This is a genomic window from Psychrobacillus sp. NPDC096389 (assembly GCF_044762855.1).
Taxonomy (GTDB): domain Bacteria; phylum Bacillota; class Bacilli; order Bacillales_A; family Planococcaceae; genus Psychrobacillus.
In genome coordinates, this window is record NZ_JBIWFB010000005.1 from 110,455 (window position 1) to 128,209 (window position 17,755).

At 38.2% G+C, this 17,755-nt stretch carries 13 protein-coding genes, 1 pseudogene and 2 other annotated features (1 of these 16 cut by a window edge); all 14 genes and pseudogenes read right to left on the reverse strand.

The window, feature by feature from the left end; genetic code table 11:
* Window positions 1-219: 219 nt before the first annotated feature.
* On the reverse strand, window positions 220-999 hold the full coding sequence (gene trpA / locus ACIQ38_RS13870; RefSeq protein ID WP_402823890.1) for a tryptophan synthase subunit alpha: 780 nt from the start codon (window positions 997-999) through the stop codon (window positions 220-222).
* On the reverse strand, window positions 992-2,185 hold the full coding sequence (trpB, locus tag ACIQ38_RS13875; RefSeq protein ID WP_402823893.1) for a tryptophan synthase subunit beta: 1,194 nt from the start codon (window positions 2,183-2,185) through the stop codon (window positions 992-994). The genes trpA and trpB overlap by 8 nt, the downstream gene beginning before the upstream one ends.
* Window positions 2,186-2,189: 4 nt before the next feature.
* Window positions 2,190-2,792 (reverse strand): phosphoribosylanthranilate isomerase, encoded by a 603-nt coding sequence (locus tag ACIQ38_RS13880; RefSeq protein WP_402823896.1) that lies wholly within the window; start codon window positions 2,790-2,792, stop codon window positions 2,190-2,192.
* Window positions 2,789-3,580 (reverse strand): indole-3-glycerol phosphate synthase TrpC, encoded by a 792-nt coding sequence (gene trpC, locus ACIQ38_RS13885; protein ID WP_402823899.1) that lies wholly within the window; start codon window positions 3,578-3,580, stop codon window positions 2,789-2,791. The genes ACIQ38_RS13880 and trpC overlap by 4 nt, the downstream gene beginning before the upstream one ends.
* Window positions 3,580-4,608: an anthranilate phosphoribosyltransferase gene (gene trpD, locus ACIQ38_RS13890; protein WP_402823902.1), complete on the reverse strand. Its 1,029-nt coding sequence runs from the start codon at window positions 4,606-4,608 to the stop codon at window positions 3,580-3,582. Before trpD ends, trpC begins: the two co-directional genes overlap by 1 nt.
* An 80-nt stretch (window positions 4,609-4,688) precedes the next feature.
* Window positions 4,689-4,906: a binding site (T-box leader), on the reverse strand.
* A 315-nt stretch (window positions 4,907-5,221) separates the two neighbouring features.
* Window positions 5,222-5,697, reverse strand: a pseudogene (gene tnpA, locus ACIQ38_RS13895) (IS200/IS605 family transposase).
* Between the two features lie 526 nt (window positions 5,698-6,223).
* Window positions 6,224-7,153 (reverse strand): glutaminase A, encoded by a 930-nt coding sequence (gene glsA / locus ACIQ38_RS13900; RefSeq protein ID WP_402823905.1) that lies wholly within the window; start codon window positions 7,151-7,153, stop codon window positions 6,224-6,226.
* A 67-nt stretch (window positions 7,154-7,220) separates the two neighbouring features.
* Entirely contained in the window at window positions 7,221-8,630 is a 1,410-nt protein-coding gene (locus ACIQ38_RS13905) for an amidohydrolase (protein ID WP_402823908.1), read from the reverse strand.
* On the reverse strand, window positions 8,614-9,846 hold the full coding sequence (locus ACIQ38_RS13910) for an MFS transporter (protein WP_402823911.1): 1,233 nt from the start codon (window positions 9,844-9,846) through the stop codon (window positions 8,614-8,616). The genes ACIQ38_RS13905 and ACIQ38_RS13910 overlap by 17 nt, the downstream gene beginning before the upstream one ends.
* Window positions 9,847-10,062: 216 nt before the next feature.
* Window positions 10,063-11,370, reverse strand: a complete 1,308-nt coding sequence (locus ACIQ38_RS13915; protein ID WP_402823914.1) for a helix-turn-helix domain-containing protein — start codon at window positions 11,368-11,370, stop codon at window positions 10,063-10,065.
* A 42-nt stretch (window positions 11,371-11,412) separates the two neighbouring features.
* On the reverse strand, window positions 11,413-11,817 hold the full coding sequence (locus tag ACIQ38_RS13920; protein WP_402823917.1) for a hypothetical protein: 405 nt from the start codon (window positions 11,815-11,817) through the stop codon (window positions 11,413-11,415).
* Between the two features lie 90 nt (window positions 11,818-11,907).
* Window positions 11,908-12,369: an Imm30 family immunity protein gene (locus ACIQ38_RS13925; protein WP_402823920.1), complete on the reverse strand. Its 462-nt coding sequence runs from the start codon at window positions 12,367-12,369 to the stop codon at window positions 11,908-11,910.
* A gap of 15 nt (window positions 12,370-12,384) precedes the next feature.
* Window positions 12,385-14,025 carry a ribonuclease YeeF family protein gene (locus ACIQ38_RS13930; protein ID WP_402823922.1) on the reverse strand — a complete coding sequence of 547 codons (1,641 nt, stop codon included), beginning with the start codon at window positions 14,023-14,025 and terminating at the stop codon, window positions 12,385-12,387.
* A 356-nt stretch (window positions 14,026-14,381) separates the two neighbouring features.
* Window positions 14,382-17,459 carry an isoleucine--tRNA ligase gene (ileS, locus tag ACIQ38_RS13935; RefSeq protein ID WP_402823925.1) on the reverse strand — a complete coding sequence of 1,026 codons (3,078 nt, stop codon included), beginning with the start codon at window positions 17,457-17,459 and terminating at the stop codon, window positions 14,382-14,384.
* Window positions 17,460-17,514: 55 nt separating this feature from the next.
* Window positions 17,515-17,755, reverse strand: a binding site (T-box leader); it runs 3 nt beyond the window's last position.

The window sequence follows — 17,755 nt, forward strand, 5'->3', positions numbered from 1 at the left end:
GTACGTTCCTCCATTCAATTGATCAATACTGCCTTCCTAAAAATAGATAAACAAAGGTATTTAATTGTTTCCTTACTATTCTACCATCTTTGGTTTTAATTTTCAGATTAATAGGAATATAACATACATAAGATAACTTGCATACAAGTAATTTGTGATTCATTGGACGTTCTAAAACAGCAAAAAAGCCCTTTGACAATACATCAAAGGACCATTTCTTTAGTTCAACACTTTCTTTTTAGATGCAACAACTAGTTGGCTTATTTTTTCTAAATCTTTTTGATGAAAAGCTTCTACAATCGCACTTCCAACAATGACTCCATCAACCAAGGCTCCAACGGACTTAACTTGTTCCGGAGTCGAAATACCGAAACCAGCAAGAACCGGAACGGAACTTAAACTTTTCAATTGATTCAAATGCTTTTCTAAAGAATCATCAAATCCATCTCGAACTCCCGTAATCCCATTAACAGTAACTGCATATATAAAACCTTCACCAGCAGCAACAATCTTTTCGATACGGTCAGGCGGGCTAGTAAGAGAAACAAGTGGAATAAGTGCCACATCTGTTTCTAAAAATGCCCTTTTTAACATTTCACTTTCTTCTAGTGGCACGTCTGGTACGATCAAACCGTAAACGCCACTTTTCCCACATGCTTGTGCAAATGCATCAATGCCATAGCTTAAAATCGGGTTGATATACGTCATAATAACTAATGGAATCGTCACTTCATCGCGAATCCCACTTAACTCTTCTAAAATGGTTGACAATGTTACCCCATTTTGGAGCGCTCGTTCCCCAGCTCGTTGAATCGTTGGGCCATCTGCTACTGGATCAGAGAACGGGATACCGACCTCGATTGCGGTAGCTCCTGCTTCCTGTAGGAATAAAATTTGTTCTGATAACGAACCGTCCCCACCCATAATATAAGGAATAAAGGCTTTTCCTCCTTCATTCACACGTTTTTGTATTGCTTCCGTTAAAGTTTTCTTAGTCATTTTGAACACCTCCAAGCGCTTCGCGAACAGTATGCACATCTTTATCCCCACGACCTGATAAACAAATAACAACAATCTCATCTTCGCGCATCGTTTTGGCCAAACCTGCCGCATAGTGAATGGCATGGGCACTTTCTAAAGCAGGGATAATTCCTTCTGTTTTTGCTAGCAATTGTAATCCTTCTAATGCCTCATTGTCGGTTACCGAAGTAAAGGTCACTCGGCCTATATCATGTAAATAGGAATGCTCCGGTCCAACAGCTGGGTAATCAAGTCCAGCAGAAATAGAATGCGCTTCTTGGATCAATCCATCTTCATCTTGTAACACATACATGTATGCCCCATGCAGTACTCCTTCTTTTCCACCAGCAACTGCAGCGGCATGCTTACCCGTTTCAATTCCACTTCCTGCTGCTTCCACACCATATAATGCGACTTCTTCATCTTCAATAAATGAGTGGAACATACCGATTGAGTTGCTGCCTCCCCCAACACACGCTACAACTGCATCCGGTAAACGCCCTTCTTTTTCTATTATTTGTTTTCTAGTCTCCACTCCAATCACCCGTTGGAAGTCACGCACAATTTTCGGAAATGGATGTGGTCCAAGTGCTGAACCTAATATATAATGCGTATCTTCTACATTTGATACCCAGTAGCGGAGTGCTTCATTGACAGCGTCCTTTAGTGTTCCAGAACCTTGATCGACAGAAATGACTTTTGCACCAAGAAGCTCCATTCGGAATACGTTTAGCTCTTGTCTACGAACGTCTTCTTTCCCCATAAACACGACACATTCCATGTCAAATAAGGCACAAACAGTCGCAGTAGCCACCCCATGCTGTCCAGCTCCAGTTTCTGCTACTATTTTCTTTTTCCCCATCCGTTTTGCAAGTAAAGCCTGCCCGATTGTGTTATTAATTTTATGTGCTCCTGTATGGTTTAAATCTTCACGTTTTAAATAAATTTTTGCTCCACCAACTTGGCTAGTCAAACGTTCTGCAAAATAAAGGGGATTTTCTCGCCCAACATAATCCTTTAAGTAATAATTTACCTCTTCTATAAAAACGGGATCTATTCTAGCATCCTCATAAGCTGTTTCTAATTCTATCAATGCCGTCATTAATGTTTCTGGAACGAATTGTCCCCCGAATCTTCCATATCTACTTGATGTTGTTTGTACCATTTGCTCATCTCTCCTCATCTTTTGCCGCGTTTATAAATGTACGAATCTTTTCGTTATCTTTTACGCCATTTCGCTCGACTCCACTAGAAACATCCACCATATGTGGCTTTACGCGTTGTATAGCCTCCACTACATTTTCTGCATTTAGTCCTCCTGCTAAAATGACTTTTTCCTGTGGAACTTCATTCCCTTGCATTAGCTGCCAATCAAATGTGATCCCGCTTCCAGCTTGAGGTGCATCAAATAAGAAAAAGTCCGTTTCATATTGCTTTGCTCGCTCGACATCTTCTTCATTTCGAATAGATAAGGCTTTAATAGAAGGATAATTAGCCGATTGAACAAAATCTGGACTTTCATTGCCATGAAATTGAATAAGATCTAAAGGCACTTCATAATAAGCCTTTTCAAGTTCTTCTTTTGTTGGATTTACAAAAACACCAATTTTCAATACAGTAGAAGGAATGTCCTTTGCTAATTCCTGAGCTTTTTCCACCGTGATTTGCCGCTTACTAGGCGCAAAAACAAACCCAATTGCGTCAGCTCCTGCTTCAACAGCGACTGCCACATGCTCTTTTTCCATCAATCCACAAATTTTCACTTTCGTCATTTCAGGATTCCCCCTACCTCCACTTGTAAGGACCGAAGTGCACTTCCAACGTCACCACTTCGCATCAGTGACTCACCAACAAGTACTGCGCTAGCACCCGCTTTTGCCACTCGCTCTGCATCTTTCGTATTCCATATGCCACTTTCACTTATAAGTACTCGCTCTTCATGAAATGGAAAGATAGAGGCAATTTCTTCTGTCCGTTTTAAATCGACGTCAAAGGTTCGTAAATCTCGGTTATTTACACCGATTATTTTTGCACCGAGATGTAGTGCACGTTCCAATTCTTCTGCATCATGCACTTCGACTAGTACTTCTAGCCCTAGATTAGTTGCATATTGATAAAGGTCAGTGAGCTCTTTTGTATTCAGTGCTGTAACAATCAAAAGAATGACGGATGCTCCCGCATTTTTTGCATAATCGATTTGCACTGGATGGATGATGAAATCTTTGCATATTAAGGGAATAGGCACTGTTCGCGCGACATTTGCTAAATCTTCAAAGGAACCTTTGAAAAATGGCGTATCCGTTAAAACAGAAATACAAGTTGCTCCTGCCTCCAAATACGCTTTTGCTTGCGCCTCGGGATTCACTCCTTCTGCAATTAACCCTTTAGAAGGTGATGCACGTTTTATTTCAGAAATGACTTGCAAATGTTCACTTTGATATAATCGATCAAATAAAGAAGGACGCTTCACGCCGCTTTCTACCATTGGAGTTGGTTGCCCTAACATAATCTCTATTTGTTTCTTTTTCTCGACTAGTATCTTATCTAAAATAGTTACCATCATACTACCTCCTGTTTGCGTGCATTGTTGCTGAACTCGATCACTGCTTCTAATTTTGCAAGTGCTTTGCCAGACAAAATACTATCGGCTGCTATTTTAACTCCCTCTTGAATCGTGCCCGCCATTGCATTTGCATACAAACCTACGCCTGCGTTGAATATGACTGTGTCAAAAAATGGGCTACGTTCTCCTTGCAATACGGATTGCATGATTTTCGCATTTTGAACCGCATCTCCACCACGTATTGCCGACACTGGAGCAGCTTTAAGACCAACATCTTCAGGAGTTAAAGTGAAAGGAATTAAATCCCCTTTATCCACTAGTACAAAAGAGTTTTTTCCTGCTAGAGATGCTTCGTCCATACCTAGCGCCCCGCAAACAACGATTGCTCGTTCTCTTCCAAGCATTTGCAAAACAGTTGCATACTCCATCGTAAAGTCTGGTCGGTTAATACCTGTATATTGAGTCGCAAGTTCAATTGGGTTGGTTAATGGACCAATCAAATTAAAAATTGTCGGCTTCCCAATTTGTTGTCTCACTTGCCCAATTCGCTTTAACTTAGGATGAACGCTTGGTGCATAAAGAAAAGTCAGTCCTTCTCGTGAAAGTAAATCCACAGACGCTTCCGAAGAAATAGTGGTATCTATACCCAATGCTTCTAATACATCCGAGCTACCTGCGCTACTAGAAATTTTTCGATTTCCATGTTTTGCTACAGTTGCTCCAGCCCCTGCTAATACAAAAGCCGAAGTCGTACTAATATTGAAGCTTTTTAGGCCATCTCCACCCGTACCACAGTTATCCATATAATTTCCTACTGGTTCATTCAGTTTTAGCGCAAAAGATTTCATAACAGTAGCAAGTGCTGCCACTTCATTAGCCGTTTCTCCTTTTTTAGATAAAGCTACGAGAAAATCAGCAATTAGTTGTAATTCTGTTGTTTCATCAAACATTAATCTCGATGCCTCTACCATTTCTTCATACTGCAAGTGTTCATTTTTCTCAACTTTTTCAATAAAATCTCTCATCTCAAGACTCTCTCCTCTACTCAGCTTCTTTCTGAAAATAAAAAAAGTCCTCTCCAAAGGAATTCAGAAAGAATCCCTTTGGAGAGGACGGTGTTGACCGCGTTGCCACCTCTTGTTGGAGCGTCACCACTCCCACTTTAATTCCTGTAACGTAGGAAACACGTCTATCTCTAAAACGAATGTTCGCTCTCAAGATAGCTCTCATAAGCCCATTCACACTTGCTACAAATCAGTTCTCACCAACCACTGACTCTCTTAATTGCACACAAATGCTACTCTTCTTATTCAAATAATTTCTCCGCTATGCTCATCTAATCTCAGCTCAACTGTTCTATGGGCGATGTGGCTCCCGACATCTTCTACCCGTATTCCGAACATTTAAGTTACTGTCTATGATAGTAGTAATACTTTTAATTGTCAAACTATTTTTAGTTTTTTTAAAATATAAAACAATAGCATTTATAACTCTTAATGTGAAAGAAATCAGCACCACCAGTATAACTGGTGGTTTGCTCTGCGCGTGAAACGCTGGGATACTGGCCCATGTCTAAAGACATACTGAAAGGTCCGCCAACCACACGCCGCTTTCACACGACCACTAAAGTGGTTCTAGTTATTTTCTCTTTCTTGGTTTTATTTCTTCACCTGTGAACGGATCAATGAATTCTTTCATCGTCATCTGATCCTCTAAAATATCTTCTTGCAATTGATTTTTGATATATTCTTGAATTACTTTTCTATTTCGTCCAGCTGTATCTACATAATAACCTCGACACCAAAATTTTCGATTTCCATACTTATATTTCAAATTTGCATGACGGTCGAAAATCATTAAACTACTTTTCCCTTTTAAATAACCTACAAACGATGAAACGCTTATTTTTGGCGGAATACTTACCAACATATGAATGTGGGCGGGCAAGCTGTTGCTTCTATAATTTCTACGCCTTTTCTCTCACTTAATTGACGAAGAATCCTACCCACGTCTGCTTTTATTTGACCATAAATTATCTGTCTTCTGTACTTTGGTGCAAAAACAAGGTGATACTTACAATTCCACGTTGTATGTGCTAAACTTTTATTATCCATTTGGATCCCCTTTCGTACGAAGTCGGTTGACTAGACCTGACTTTATTGTACGATAGGGGCTTTTTTCTAGTCCATAGCTAAAAGCTCTTTGGAACCCCTCGCATAGCAAGGGGTTTTCAATTCTACAATAAAACAAGTGAGGAGATAAATCACCTCACTTGTTTTAATAATAGTAAAATGATTAAGAATGTTGATATACCATGGTTTTTAAAAATGAAAAGGGGCATCCAAAAATCGAAATTTCGACTTACTGGACAGCCCCTTCGTACTGTAGGTTTTTCACTGAATAGAGTAGTTTCCTATTTTTAGTCGCTTTAAGTAATCCCAATTAGTATTACACAAGTACGTGTATGTTCCTAATTAATTTGGCCCTTATATGGAAAATGGCACTTCAGAACTTGTTGCGCGCCCGATAGTTGTAGAACGAATATTAAATATTTGTAGCAGATAGCCTTCACATTTATTTATGTTACGTTTCCCCCGCACGAACTATACCGCTATTTATACAATCATTTTACTCTACCTTTTAAAAAATACTTAAATCATAGGTCTGTGAAAGTTTTTCAATAAATTTCATGCCAGCAACGCTATTACCTATATCATCGATTCCCGGACTATAAACACCAATACCTAATTTTCCTTCAAGGTGCTCTACTTTACCGTTCGATACTGTACATAAAACACCTCCTGAAACACCACTTTTCATTGGAATACCAATGGAAGTAGCATACTTTCCTGAAGCATTATAAAGTCCACAAGTCGTCATTAAAGCTTTAGTTACTTTTGCTGTTTTAGGCGTTATAAACCTATCGTTTGTTAATGGATGAACTCCATTCCCTGCAAGCATAATCCCTATTTTTGCAAGATCCTTTGTCGAAACCTCGAGTGAACATAAACGGATATAAGTCTCTACCGCTTCCTCTACATCACAAAACAAATAATCATTTGCCTTTAAATAATATGCGATTGCGCGGTTCCGATGGGTTGTTTCAATTTCGGAACGATAAACGGCTTCATTTATTTGATGAGGACTATCTGTAATACGATTTAAAAAGTCCACAACATAATCTATTCGATCCTTCACTGATTCCCCTGGTAACATCGAAGCAACAGTTATAGCTCCTGCATTAATCATCGGATTAAATGGTTTTCCCGCCGCGGTGCTTTCTAGACGAATAATCGAATTAAAAGGGTCTCCAGTGGGTTCTACATCTACTTTATCCAGTACAAATTGTAATCCAGAGTATTCGCAGACAACTATAAAATTAATGACCTTTGAAATACTTTGTAGGGTAAATTGTGCCTCCATGTCCCCAACTTCAAAGTAATTTCCATTTTGATCAACTATACATGCTGCAAATTGCTCTACAGATTGTAGGGCTAATTCTGGAATGTAAGATGCAAGCTTTCCTCTCTTCGTAAATGTTTTCGCTTCATTTGTAATTTCCATTAACATCCTGTATACCTCTCTCTACGGCATGAAAGAGATGAACCGATAAAGGTAACATCTCTTTCAAATTTCTCTATTCTTCTGGAATTAGAGAAATGTACTTTTCATCTTTTAAACGAGTCATTAACTCCTGTTTTGCTTTTTCAATAATGGTTGGATTGTCCATACAGGTAATAGCAGTACGAGCCATAATATCCGCCGCATAAAGCATTCCATTATGTGCAATCTGCGTATTACCTACAGCTACTACTTGCCAAGTATGGAGTTGTGTACCAAGTACCAAACAAGCTGTTGTACATTGTACTGTTGGTGTTTTCCAGCTTACATCTGCAACGTCTGTTGAACCATATAAAGCCATCTCTGGCGATAATGGTGATACAAGCTCGCATAGGCGCTTGTTGCCTATTAATTCCTTTTGCTCATGAGACATATTCATATAAGCTGTAGCCTTACTTTCATCATCCAATGCCTGATAAATTTGCTCAGCAAAAGCAAAGTCCCCTTCACTAAATTGAAGAGCTGGAGCTTCATCAAACTGCTGCTGCATCACTTTGGCAAGCGTTGTATTTGGAATTAATTCCGATGCTGTCCCCTCAAATTGTTCCACAAATGTTGTTTCTGTCATTAAGGCCGCACCTTGAGCAATTTTTTGAACACGCTTATGAATATCTACTACTTGCTGTTTCTTTGGCGCCCGAATTAAATAAGAAACCTCTGCATATGGCTGAACTACATTGGGGGACGTACCACCACTATTAACTACAGCATAATGGATGCGTGCCTCTTGGATAACATGTTCACGCAAGTAGTTTACACCAACATTCATTAACTCTACTGCATCTAAAGCACTGCGTCCTAAATGAGGAGCAGCAGCTGCATGTGCACTCTTTCCTGTAAATTTAAAAGTCGCTGCATAGTTCGCTAGTGACTTTATATTCCAGACTGTATTGTTTGTCATTGGATGCCAAGTAATAGCCATATCCACATCATCAAACACACCATACTTTGCCATGTAGGCTTTACCAGATCCGTTTTCTTCAGCTGGACAACCATAAAATCGAATGGTGAACGGTGCATTTGTTTTTTCAACATATTCTTTCGCTGCTACTGCCGCTGCAAATGCACCTGTTCCAAGTAAATTGTGTCCACATCCGTGTCCATTCCCATTTTCTTCAATTGGCGAATATTCTGCCTTCCCGCCTTCTTGACTTAAAAATGGCAAGGCATCATATTCACCTAAAAATGCAATAACAGTTGGACCACTGCCAAAGCTGCCCACAATCGCCGTTTCAAGATTTGCTACATTTTTTTCAACTGCAAATCCTTCCGCTTTTAATGCTTCCTCCATTACTGAAGTCGCATATTTTTCTTTAAAATGCAATTCCGGTATTGCCCAGATTTTATCACTGATTGTTGTAAACGTTTTCCTTTTCTCTTGAAGAAAATCGGTTACATTAAAAATTAAATTATGCAATGTACTCATGCTCAGCCTCCTTATTACCTTGACCTTTTGGAGAGATGGTTATAATCGCACCTACACAAATAATCGACATCACTACTAACAGCCACATTGCAGCATTATATGAACCATTAAATGAATCAACCATGAACCCTATTAAGGTAGGTGTAACAAATCCAGCCAATTGTCCCCCAGTGTTTGCCATACCCATAGCTGTTCCTGCATAATCTGAAGGAATTCTTTTTAACACAAATGATGGTAATAATAACATAACAAAAGTCAATAACAATGTTACGATACTTTGGTATGTGATAAATAATGTAATCGATTGTGCATTAAACATTAAAAATAGAAATCCAGCTAAAACCAGTGCACATAAAGCACCAATAAACTTATTTACTTTCAAATCTAATTTGTCTATTAGATAACCGAATAGCAACATTGCAATAATCTGAATGGCACCGGGAATCATTTGTAGCCATCCAATGGAGACTAAATCAAGCCCACGTACATCTGACAAATATTTGGGCATCCAAGAATTTAAACCCCAGTTCACCGCATAAATGGTAAAGTATGAAACTACTAAACTCCACATTAATGGCTTTTTAAATAAAATGCCTAAAATCGCTTTTACCTGTGGCCCTTTAACAGACTCTTTTAAGACTTCATCCTTCGGTACATACTTCCAATATAGGAATGCAATAATTACCCCCAAGGAACCAGCAATAACAAAGAATGCGCGCCAACCAATAGTTACCAATAACACAGCTGCAATAATGGGTACAAGCATCGCCATAATCCCACCAGATGTAAGCATGATAGACATTGCTTTACTTCGCTCATTCACAGGGAAAGACGTTGAAATAATCTTTGAAGCTGAAGGCTGGAAACCGCCCTCACCAATTCCGAATAAGAAACGAATGACCACCATCACACTTAATGTCCATGCAACTGCTGTTAAACCTGTAAATATGGACCATACAATCACCGCCATTAATAAAACCCGTTTTGCCCCGAATTTATCAGCCAACAAACCCCCAGGTAATTGCATTAAGGCATATCCTAAAAAGAATGAACTTAAAATTAAACCTGTTTCCGTAGCTGACAAGGAAAGATCCTTACCAATATGCACAACCGCATAATTCATTAAATAACGGTCTAGGTTCCCTAATGCCCAACCAAAGAAAAGTAATACTATTAGCGTTTTGCGAACCTTTTTCTCAAGAATTTTTTCTGACATAAATGCCCTCCTTTTCGTACTTTAACGAAAATTTCGTTTAATATACGTAAATTATATGTTAAATTGTAAGTGCTTTCAATATTTTTTTTTAGGTTTCAGAAAATTAGCAAATGGTTAATGGTACATTTTGGAGTAAATTGTTGATATGACTGCAAAAAAAGCATATTCTATCTAAAAGATAGAATATGCTTTTCCTGCATTAATATACTTACAATATTATTTGCATAATTTGTATAACTTTGCAGGACGTCCTCGTGAATTACGACTTTCCTCCCCACAATATTCAATCAGTTCTACCTTCGTTAATTCTGAAATGATTCGCTGTGCATTCCGTTCTGTCATGTTTAACTCTTTTGCTAAAATTTTTGCACTAAATGCCTCAACTTTTAACTCGTTTATAATTGCCTCGATTTTTGCAAACATTTTTCCACTGATGGACGTGTCTTGCAGTTGTTCAATTAACTTTTTATCTCGAACACGACTTGTATACGAAATTTGCGATGACCCTTGGACAATTTCTGTCATAGCCCCGTCCTCCTGCATCACAACAATGCCTTGTGTCCCATTCTCCATTAAATGCTGCATGGCATGATACGCATAATTTTCCGCATAATAAACCGTAGAGGCATGTCCAATACCAACAACAACCGGCTGTTCTGTTTCAACAGACAAACGCTCAATCATTTTATATATTGCATTAATATTTCGTTCAACAATGCCCCGTGAACTAAAAATGACAAAGCGGCCATTACTTTCTTCAATTAGGTATCCATCAATTTTTTCGCAAATTTGCAAAACAATCTTTTTCATAACTAGCTGTAAAAAATGGATTCCATAGCCATTTTGATTGGCCACTTTTATAAAATCAAAATTTTTAATTTGTACAATTAAAGCAGTGGTTTGCGTTTCCTTATAATAAAATGTTTGGATTTTTTCGCTAAATAGCTGAAGCGTGTGATAAATAGCCTGAGAATTCGGACTGACCAAACAAACAGGAATTCCAATTTCCTTTAATTTTTCTTCGACTGTCGGATAAACCGTAATGACACTATCTATTTTTTGGTCCTTCCAGAGTGCCATATGATATTCAATAATTTCGGCGATGGATGTTTTGGCCATAAATCGTTTGATATATACATGGTCTAAAATTTTATCTAAATCTATTATTTCATCAAAAAAACTTTCCTCTGGAGCATGTAGTGTATCAATACTAACATTTTTCGCCAACCTTCCAATTTCATGGCTTATTTCTAATACACCGCGATAAAACATATCTCCTGTAATAAAAATATACTCCATCCTATCCTTTGAAAAACGCTTTGATTGTTGTGCGATCTTATAAGGCATATAGCCTGAAAATAACCAAAAGTCGACGTCACTATGATGCTTTTCTAGTATAACTGTAGTTTCATTTACGATATTATATGGATATCCGACAAAGAATAGATTTGCTTCAAATACCTTTGCATGGTGTAAAATTCTTTCAACTGAGCGCGCAGGTCCTACAATACCAACCTTATACATAGTTGATTTTCACTCCTCAATTTAATTAGATGAGTTCTCTTATTAATAATAATGCATTTTTGATGATTGGGTAAGTATAGCTAACCTATATATTGGAATAGGAAGAATTGCAATATCTTCTGTGTAAAAGTTAAACGCAGCTACTGCATAAGGAGCTAGTCCATCGGGAGTTCCTGATCCGTTTCCACCTAATACTTTTCTCATACTTTCATAGGGGATCATATACTCACCCGTCGCCGGATCAATCGGTGCATCATTCGATGAATTGCCGATATTGGGGTGCTTGGCTAGTTCGGCGTATAACGCTTCTAGTTGTTCTTCCTCCGTCATTGCCGGCTTATTTAGTTGGTTTTCTGAAACTGGTTTGTTTGGGATCGTTGCAAATGCTAAAATACCAATATATCTTTCTCTATTTTTAAGATACTCGTCAACCGTTAATTCATTCATACCTTTTTGACAAATAATTTATTCGGTACTAGGTAGTAGTAGATTAAAAAGCCACCTTAAATGGTCTTTAGCCAATTAAGGTGGTTTTAATTATATTGCTTTTAATACTTCATCTACAGAATTGCTAAACATATTTGGATCTTCACTTTTTATGTCTCTTAATAAGTTTATAATTGTCTCTTTTGTCTTGTCATCTAGTTTAGATAGTACACTACCGTATATTCTTCTTACTTGTTCATGATTTAATATCCTGTAATGTAAAACTTCCATCCATTCTCTTGCCCTATCAATAACACTAGGGATAGCTATAGCGATTAAATATAATCCTTCTTCAATATCTTCTTTATAGAGATGCTCTATGCCATGTACTAATCCGAACATTATTTCATATTGTTCGGTATCATCATCAAATCCCATACATAATCCTGTAATAACTGATAAATCCCCTAAACCAATGAGATTACCTAATGCTTCTTCAAATGAGGATATTTCTTTTTGAGATTGTAAAAGTCTATTTGTGTAGACTTTCTTTAATTCCGATTTCACATCCAAACACTCCACCCCCACTTACTTTTTAAATAATTCAGGATATAATTCCTTATTCTTTCTAATCGTATTTAAAAGCCCCGCTCTTATTTCAGGTGTGTAGACATTACCCTTCATGTATATCCTTCTTGCATCTAATATATCATGAGTAAGGGCATCACGGTAACTTAGGTTTAAATATTCTTCTAATTTATTGCCACTTAAACCATAAGTATATGTTTCTCTATGCCTACCACCTACTCCAGGATGAGGCTGTTCCATATTCATACTAACACCATCGTTCCTCTTTACGCCAGCCTGTTTCATCTTAGCAGCAGAAGGTATATGATGCGGTGTAATATTATCAAACGCTGTACCTTGTTTTGCAAGTTCCTTAAAAGTCCCTACTTTACCTTCTGTAGGTAAGAGAGGATTATCTATTCCCTTACCAACCTCCCTAGCCTTTTCCGCAGTTTTCACCAAATCATGCCCAGCATCAGCCATTTTAGCAGGTTTAATAAACGTAAATGCTGCCGCAAGCATCCGCTCGTCCATTGTCGAATCTGATCCAAACATCGTAGCAATATCTTCCGTGTAAAAGTTAAACGCAGCTACTGCATAAGGAGCCAGTCCATCCGGAGTTCCTGATCCGTTTCCACCCAAAACTTTTCGCATACCTTCATAGGTGATCATATAATCACCCGTCGCCGGGTCAATAGGTGCATCATTGGATGAATTGCCGATATTAGGGTGCTTGGCTAGTTCGGCGTATAGCGCTTCTAATTGTTCTTCCTCGGTCATTGCCGGCTTATTTAGTTGGTTTTCTAAAACTGGTTTGTTAGGGATAGTTGAAAATGCTAAAATACTTGGACCCCAAAAAGCATTCGGTTTATGAATCAATCCATTTAAACCAAACATAATCCGATTCATGTTTGCTAAAAATGCACGGAGCATCGTTTCTGGTTGAATATCTAAGCCTTCCACATCAGTTAGAGCTCCAAGCGTTACTTTTTGAAGAGCCAAATCTGTCTTTAGTTTATTTTCAGAAGATAGGACTGCCCATCTGTCTGCTTGGAAGTGAATATCCGTAAGCCCCTCTTTAAATAATCCTTCGATATTTGTTATCCATGATTCCATTGTGTGTAAATTATCTTCGATCGACCACAAGGCTTTTGTTTGTGTGGCATCGAATTCATGCAAGCGCGTTACCGTATCGTCACGTTTTATTTTAGCATCACGCACGCCTAGCTGTACCCCGCTATCATCGAGATGGGGCAAACCTACAATATCAGCAACTTGATCCATAATACTATTAGTTTCATTTGTTAAAGTTTCTGTCAGTTGGGCAATTTGTTGCAGCCCTTCTTCCACTTCTCCCACTTGAAATTGCTCCAAAATGTAACCTGCGGGATCTGGCTCAAGTGCATTAAGGGCAGCTTCAATTTGTTTTAAGACAGATGTGAAACGGTTTTGGAATAGCTGGAAAAATTGAAGAAAAGGGATATGGCATTCAGCATAAAACGCTCGAATTGTATTTCCGCCTTCCCCTTTTAGCACTTCCTCCATGGCTACCAATCCATCGACTGATTTTTGGATAGTTTCCATTTCCTTACCTAGCCTGTCGAGCATCGTAATATTTCGATGGATACCATCTTGGAATAAATCGACGTCCAGCACCTTCATAAAGGATGCCTCACTAACCGCCGAGAAGAAATCGCTTTTGCTTGCTTCCAATCATTCCTATTATACAATAATCTCGTGTTGGTAAACATTTCATTCCTCCCTTTGTACTCAAAAAAGTTTAAATATTCATTTTTTGTACGAGTATAAGAAGTTAGAAGTTTCATAGATTTATTAAAATGAATCCGAAGAGATATAAGAATATTCCGTAACCGTTACGAAAGAATCTATTAAGAAGTTTCTAGCTATGAAAAAATTCACAAACTGTCAAGGTAATTAGGCTTAACAATCATTAGATGAATATATAGATTGGCATACAAAACTGGATATTAGCGATTATCCTAATATCCAGTGTTGTATTAGTTATTTACCGGTATTACCTGTATTGAAATGGTTTGACTCGCTATTTGGATTTCTGTTCCTCCGTCTATATCCTCACTAATTAATAAGTTTCGCATTAATAAGTTTTGTTCCAACATATGTTTATAGTTTTCAAAGACAGCTTGTAGTTCTTTATCTGCACTCACCGTAATATCCACACGTAAGTCGATGGGAAGATTTAATTGTTTACGGTATGCTTGTATAGCTCTGATCAACTCTCTTGCCAATCCTTCTTGTAGGAGTTCTTCTGTTAAAGAGATGTTTAAAGTAACGGTATACACTCCATTTGATGCAGAAGCATATCCATCCCTCTCTATTTTTTCAATCTGTACATCCTCTATTGCTATATTGATTTTTTGGTGTTCCATGAAACCGGCTTTCATGAATTGTTGTACTTGCGTTTCACTTAATGATTGAAGCCATGCATTAATGGAATTCGATTGTTTGCCAAACTTGGCTCCGGCTTTTTTGAAATCGAGTTTTACTTTAGTAGAAACAAATTCTCCTTCATTGTCTATCAACTCAAATTTCTTAACATTCAACTCATCTTTTATAATATCTTCGTACAAATTCCAATCCATATCATTATTTGAACTCATAAGCGAGAGGCCCCCTAATGGTTGTTTTACCTTTAAGGAAGTACTATTTCGCACACTTCTTCCTAACTCAACTACTTGTAGGACAGCTGCCATTTCTTTTTCTAGCTTTTCATTTATTAATCGTTCGTCTGCTTTGGGAAAATTGGATAAATGAACACTTTCACCAGTCAAATTCATATACACATCTTCCGCCACAAAAGGAGTTAGTGGTGCTAACAACTGGCTAGTCTTGGTTAACACTTCGTTTAGCGTTTTATATGCAGATGCTTTTTCTGGGTTCATACCACTTGACCAAAATCTATCTCTTGATCGTCTTACATACCAATTACTTACTTGCTCTAACAAATTTGCAATTTCTCTTGCAGCGCTTGTAAATTGATAATCATTTAAACTAGTTCCCACCGCTTTAATGGTGCTATGCAAACGTGATAGTATCCAATCGTCCAACTTATTTTTCTTCGTTTGAACTTCCGCTTTAGGGTTGTAATTATCTAAATTCGTGTACAAGGAATAAAAACTATACACATTGTCTAACGTATCGATCAGTTTGGATTTCGCTTCTTGCACGATACGTTCTGAAAAACGTTTCGTATTCCAAGGTGCACTGTCGACTAATAAGGCCCATCGTAATGCATCAGCTCCGTACTTTTGTATTAACTCTACTGGATCTAACGCATTTCCTTTGCTCTTAGACATTTTTTGACCGTTTTCATCCAATATATGTCCCGTCGATAGTACTCGGTTATAGGGCGCTTTTCCTGTAAATAGAGTGGATACGGCAAGCAAGCTATAAAACCAGCCACGTGTTTGATCAATTCCTTCTATTACTACATCCGCTGGAAATTGTTTTTCAAATAGCTCTTTATTTTCAAATGGAAAATGATATTGGGCAAATGGCATAGAACCACTATCAAACCAAACATCGATGACTTCGGGCGTTCTTATCATCGTCCCACTACATTTAGAACAGAGAAGCTTCACTTGATCGACATAAGGTTTATGCAGTTCGATATCATCTAAAGGATCAAGCGAAAACCGCTTTAAATCTTCTATACTTTTTGGCGCATATTCATGATTACACGCTTCACATTCCCAAATGTTAAGCGGGGTTCCCCAATAACGTTTTCTGCTAATATTCCAATCAACCATTTGCTCTAAAAAATTACCGAATCTTCCGTGCTTAATATGTTCCGGATACCAAGTAACTCCTTCATTATTTTGAATGAACTGTTCTTTCAAAGCAGTTGTTTGGATAAACCAGCTTTCATTTGCATAGTACAAAAGGGGTGAATCGCAACGCCAGCAATGAGGGTAGCTATGTTCGTACTTTTCTTTGCTGAAAAGTAAACCTTTGGCAGCTAGGTAACGAACAATATCTACATCGCAATCCTTGACAAACCGACCTTCAAAACCGATTACTTCTGGCGTATACTTTCCTTTTTCATCCACTACGTTAACAAAAGATAATCCATTTTCTTTTACTACTTTGTAGTCATCTTCCCCATAAGCAGGCGCAATATGAACAATCCCTGTTCCACTCTCTGCAGACACATAGTCAGCAGTCACTACTTTATGTCCGTTTTCTACTTTTACAAAATCAAATAATGGCGTATATGAAATATCTTTCAATTCCGCACCAAGATGGACAGAAAGTATTTCATGTTCCTCCTTTAATACCGAACTAGCCAATGCTTCTGCTATGATGAAAATGTCTTGCCCTTGTTTAGCACGAACGTATTTCAACGAAGGATGGACTGCTAGTGCTACATTTGCTGGTAAAGTCCAAGGCGTTGTCGTCCATCCAAGAAAATATTCATTGTCCCGACCACTTATTTTAAATTTAGCTGTTGCGGATAAATCTTTTACCATTTTATAACCTTGTGACACTTCATGCGAGCTAAGAGAAGTTTGACAGCTAGGACAGTAAGGTGAAACTCTATGACCTTTTTGGAGTAATCCTTTTTCGTGAATAGTACCGAGTATATTCCATTCACTTTCTATATAAGCATTGCTTAACGTTAAATAGGGATCGTCCATATCCACCCAATAACCAAGACTTTCTGTAAACCCTCTCCATTGTTTTTCATAAACAAAAACACTTTCTTTACATTTTTCTATGAATGCCTCTACTCCATACTTTTCAATATCGCCTTTACCGGAAATCCCCAGTTGCTTTTCGACTCCAAGCTCGACCGGTAAACCATGTGTATCCCATCCGGCTTTACGTACTACTTGATGTCCGGTCATTGTTTTGTATCTTGCGACGACATCTTTGATCGTACGTCCTAATGCATGACCAACATGCGGCAAGCCATTAGCAGTCGGCGGTCCTTCATAAAACACAAAAGAAGGGCTTCCTTCCCTATTTTCCACGGATTTTTGAAAAGTTTCATTTATCATCCAATGTCGTCGAACGCGTTCTTCCCGCTTTAAAACAGTTTCTTTATCCTTCCCCATTCGGTATCACTCCTAATTTTGTTAAATAAAACATACAAAAAAACCCGTCCCTGTAAAAAGGGACGGGTTTAACCGCGATACCACCCTAATTCTATTGCAAAATTTTCTTCTGCAATAGCACTTAGCCACGTACGATCATACGCGTTCTTTTTAACGGTAGACACCCGGTCTCACTTACTTTACTTCAGCTCGACTTCTCAGAGAGGATTTTCATACATGAACGGAACACCGGATTTCAGCATACACCGGCTCTCTTTGGAACAGTTTCATCTACTACTTTTTCTCATCAACGAATT

Bases quoted from the DNA above. Each gene is read 5' to 3' on its own strand.
- ileS (WP_402823925.1), bottom strand. From the start codon at position 17,459: ATGGGGAAGGATAAAGAAACTGTTTTAAAGCGGGAAGAACGCGTTCGA.
- ACIQ38_RS13905 (WP_402823908.1), bottom strand. From the start codon at position 8,630: ATGAGTACATTGCATAATTTAATTTTTAATGTAACCGATTTTCTTCAA.
- ACIQ38_RS13915 (WP_402823914.1), bottom strand. From the start codon at position 11,370: ATGTATAAGGTTGGTATTGTAGGACCTGCGCGCTCAGTTGAAAGAATT.
- trpB (WP_402823893.1), bottom strand. From the start codon at position 2,185: ATGGTACAAACAACATCAAGTAGATATGGAAGATTCGGGGGACAATTC.
- ACIQ38_RS13880 (WP_402823896.1), bottom strand. From the start codon at position 2,792: ATGACGAAAGTGAAAATTTGTGGATTGATGGAAAAAGAGCATGTGGCA.
- ACIQ38_RS13930 (WP_402823922.1), bottom strand. From the start codon at position 14,025: ATGAAGGTGCTGGACGTCGATTTATTCCAAGATGGTATCCATCGAAAT.
- ACIQ38_RS13920 (WP_402823917.1), bottom strand. From the start codon at position 11,817: ATGAATGAATTAACGGTTGACGAGTATCTTAAAAATAGAGAAAGATAT.
- glsA (WP_402823905.1), bottom strand. From the start codon at position 7,153: ATGTTAATGGAAATTACAAATGAAGCGAAAACATTTACGAAGAGAGGA.
- trpC (WP_402823899.1), bottom strand. From the start codon at position 3,580: ATGGTAACTATTTTAGATAAGATACTAGTCGAGAAAAAGAAACAAATA.
- trpD (WP_402823902.1), bottom strand. From the start codon at position 4,608: ATGAGAGATTTTATTGAAAAAGTTGAGAAAAATGAACACTTGCAGTAT.
- trpA (WP_402823890.1), bottom strand. From the start codon at position 999: ATGACTAAGAAAACTTTAACGGAAGCAATACAAAAACGTGTGAATGAA.
- ACIQ38_RS13910 (WP_402823911.1), bottom strand. From the start codon at position 9,846: ATGTCAGAAAAAATTCTTGAGAAAAAGGTTCGCAAAACGCTAATAGTA.